General features: G+C 73.7%; 1 pseudogene. It reads right to left on the bottom strand.

What is annotated here, in order from left to right:
- A pseudogene (locus tag KIK08_RS37730) lies at positions 1–4,016 on the bottom strand (hypothetical protein); the annotation flags it as partial.

Here is a 4,016-nt window from a genome sequence, read left to right as displayed (position 1 = left end):
CGCTGCGCGCCAGGTCGCCCGGCATGCCGCGCAGCACGGCCCGGGACGCCGCGGCCCGCGAGGCCGCGCTCACCGCGCCACCGCGCAAGCCGGCGGTCAGCGGCCCGGCCACGATCAGCAGCGGCAGCGCGTCCTCCATGAACGACTCGACCGGCCGGTCGTGGTAGTCGTCGCTGACGTCGCCGTCGCCGAACCAGCGGTGCAGCGAGTGGCTGACCGGCGTGACGACCAACCCACCGGTGAGGGGGTGGCTGGCCGTGTAGTGCTCCGCCCAGCTCTCGCCCGGCTTGCGCGGCGCGGCGGAGGGGCCCGTGCGGGTCGGGTCGTTGAAGGGGAGGTAGTCCGCCCAGATCGGTCCGGCCGCCAGCGTCTTCAGCACGCCGTTGCGCTCGAACGAGTTGTTGATCTCGACCCCGGCACCGCCGATGACGGTGCCGGGCAGGGTCAGCAGGCCGGTGCCCAGGGTGACCGCGCCACGGCCGAAGTTGCGGGCGAAGCTGTCGGTGCCGGTGCCGAACTCGCGGTTGTAGCTGCGCACCGCCTCGGACTGCAGCAGCCCCGCGCCGTCGAGCATGAACTCGAAGAATCCGGCGACGCTCTTCGGGTCGTGCTCTTCGATGACGTCGTGGAGCTTGTCCGCCTCGTCCTCCGACAGCACCGAGGCGGCGTCGCGGATCAGGCCGGCGTGGTTGATCTGCTTGAGCAGCGACTTCTCCAGGTCGGCGCGGTTCTCCTCGCCGAACTGCCCGACCAGCAGGTCGGTGACCTCGGCCGCGGTGACCGGCAGGGCGCGCTGCGCCGCGATCGCCGACGCTGAGGTCGGCAGCGCGCCGCCCTCGCCCCGGTAGACCCAGTGGGCGGCGAGGTTCGCGATCTGGTCGGGGTTGTAGTCGCTGCCGTCCGCGTTGACGAACGGGCTGTTCGACGACTTGACCAGCTTCTCGATGTAGTCGTAGGCGACCGCCGCGCGCATGGCCAGCGGCAGGTCGGCCGAGCCGGTCGAGGGCAGCTCCAGGTCGTTGAGCCGGTTGGCGGTGGTCCGGGGCGCGGTGATGGCGGCCTCGTAGCCGAGCCGGACCGCGTCGCTGAACACCGCGATGGTGGTGGCGGTGTCGACGTCGACGCCCTTGGGGAGGTTCTCGACGACGCCTTCGACCGCGGCCAGGTTGCGCCCGGCCAGCTCGATGTCGGCCGCGTAGGACCGGTCGCCGCCGGCGATCGCGGTGGCCAGGTCGTAGGTGCGCAGCACGCCCTGCGAGGCGGCGAGGTCGTCGCGGTAGGGCTGCTTGCGGCGGTCCAGGTCGGCGACGGCCGCCGTGATCGCCGCGCGCTCCTTGTCCAGCGCGGTGGGATCGCCCTCGCCCCCGGCGTTGTAGGTCCGGACGGCCTGCTCGTACTTGCTGATGCGGTCGGAGAGCGCCTTGTCCTCGGTCGAGAAGCCGGACAGGCCCTTGAGCGCCTTGGCCGACTCGGCCTGCTGGTTGAGGACCTTGGTCTTGGCCTCGGTCAGCTCCTGCTCGCTGGGCTTGCCGGAGTCACCGAGCTGGCGGCCCAGGACGCTGGCGACCAGCTGCGGGTCCGCGGCCAGCCGGCGCTCGACGTCCTCGACGGTGCGCTGGGTGCCCTGGACCGCGACGACGATCTCCTGCGCGTCGCCGGTGCGCCCGAGCCGGGTGCGCAGCTTCGGGTCCAGCGCGTCGATCTGGGCCGCGAGCGCGGTCGCCTCGGCCTCGCTGATCCCGCCGGCCTTGGCCTTCTCGTAGGCCTCGGTGATCGGGGTCAGCTGCTCGTTGCCCGTCTCGGCCATCCACCGCAGGTGGCCCTGGCCGGTGGCGAAGTCCAGGGCGAGGTCGGCCTGCTGGCGGAACGTCGGGTTGGCGATCGGGCCGATGAAGTCGTTGCCGTAGCGGGCCGAGCGGAACACGTCGGTGCTCGGCTCGACCCAGGGCAGCCTGCGCTCGGCGGGGTCGGAGCCGGTGCAGGAGCCGCCCGCGCCGGCCACGCAGGCCTGGCCGTGGTTGTAGCCGTCGATCTCGGAGTAGAGCAGTGTGGTGCGCCCACCCCGGCCGGTGGTGGAGATGTAGTTGCCGTAGGCGTCCATGCCGTAGACGGCGCCGCCCTCGGCGTCCTTGCCGCCGAAGATGAACGCCGTGGCGCCGCCGCCGGAGCCGTCGTCGTTGCGCAGTCGCTGCAGGAACCCGATGGTGACGGTCTCGCCGGGCTTGATCTCGGCGCCCTGCACGTCGGCCAGGGCGCCCCGCGCGCCGTTGCTGATGCCGACGCAGGTGCCCACGCCACCGAGCTGGCACATGTTGATGCCGCCCAGGCCCTTGGCCGTGGGCATCCAGTGGGTGCCGGCGCACTTGCCGACGCAGGCGAGCTCAGCGCCCTCGGCGGAGCGGACGGTGCCGGTGCCCTCGATCGTGAAGTAGCCGCCGTAGCCGTCCGCGCCGCGGGTGACGATGCTGGCCCGCCCGGTCGCGAAGCCCTCGCCGAACTGTCCGGTGAGCCGGTCGCCCTCGGCGGAGACGAACTTGCCCGTGCCGTTGAAGGTGATCACGGCCGGGTTGCCGTTCGCGTCGCGGCCCATGATGTCGGCGGTGCCGTTGGTCAGGACCAGGTTGTCGACCTGCGGCGCACCGGCCACCGGGGCGCCCTTGTACTGGCACGCCGCTCCGCAGTGCGCCGAGAACGGCGAGCCGGTGGTCGGGTTGGTCAGCCGGAAGCTGTGCCCGTCGACGACGGGGCTGGGCACCTCGCCCGTGAAGTCCACCTTCTCGCCGGTGGCGCCGTTGGTGACCTGGCCGGTGCCGCGGATCCACCCGCCGCCGTTGCCCTTCGCGTCCCGGGTGATGCGCACGCCCTTGGTGCCGGTGGCGGTGTCGCGCTTGCCGTCGGGCTTGCCCGACTCGACCGGCAGCTCGCCGTGGTACCCGCCCTTGCCCGGGTCGTACTCGATCTTCTCCCCGCTGGGCAGGGTGACGCTGCACGGCGACGTCGGGCAGGGGTACGTCTGCACCTCCCCGCCCTTGGGCTTGATCTTGAGGGTGGGCACGCCGTTCTCGGTGCTGCCCTGGACCGCCCGGTCGTCCGGCCCGAGCTCCTCGATCGGGATCGGCTTGCCGTTCTTGTCGACCTTGACCAGGTTGCCGGCGTCGTCGTAGCCCATCCCCGACGGCGGGCGCAGCCAGCCGGATTGGGTGAAGTTGCCGCAGTTGCCGAAGCAGTCCGCGCCGCCGCCGCCGTTCGGACCGAACGCGACCTTGGCGACGACGCCGCAGCCGCCGTTGGTCGTCCCCGAGCAGGTGCCCTCGCCGTGCGCGGTCTCGCCCGCGGGGCTGGTCCGGGTCAGCGAGGCGTGCGCCTTGTAGTCGACCGAGCACTTCGCCGCACCCGAGCAGGACGCCGACGCCCGCGCGTAGCCGTCGCCCGCGTCCGCCGATGCCGCCACCGAGACGCCGCCGCCGCCCTGACCGCCACCGCCGGACCCGTTGGCCGAGGCGTTGGCGTAGGAGCCCGACGGGTGCGACGCCGACGCGTTCGCGCTCGCCGAGTACGAGTGCCGGCAGTTCGGCGCACCCGAGCACGACGCCGACGCCGACGCCTGACCCGGCGACGCCGACGCCTGCGCCGACACCGACACCCCGCCGCCGCCCTGACCGCCGCGATGGGAACCGGACGCGGAGGCCTCGGCGTGCGCACCCGGCGCCGACGCCGACGCCGACGCGGAGTACGAGTGCCGGCAGTTCGCCGCACCCGAGCAGGACGCCGACGCCGACGCCTGGCCCGGCGACGCGGACGCCTGCGCGGACACCCCGACCCCGCCACCGCCCTGACCGCCACCGCCCGAACCCGACGCCGACGCCTCGGCGTGCGCACCCGGCGCGGACGCCGACGCGTGCGCGCTCGCGCTGTAGGAGTGCCGGCAGTTCGCCGCACCCGTGCAGCTGGCCTGCGCGGACGCCTGGCCGGGCGACGCGGCCGCGCGGGCGACCACGGCGACCCCGCCGCCACCT

This window comes from Pseudonocardia lacus (assembly GCF_018531445.1).
Classification (GTDB): Bacteria; Actinomycetota; Actinomycetes; order Mycobacteriales; family Pseudonocardiaceae; genus Pseudonocardia; species Pseudonocardia lacus.
This window is presented reverse-complemented; position numbering and strand designations above follow the sequence as displayed.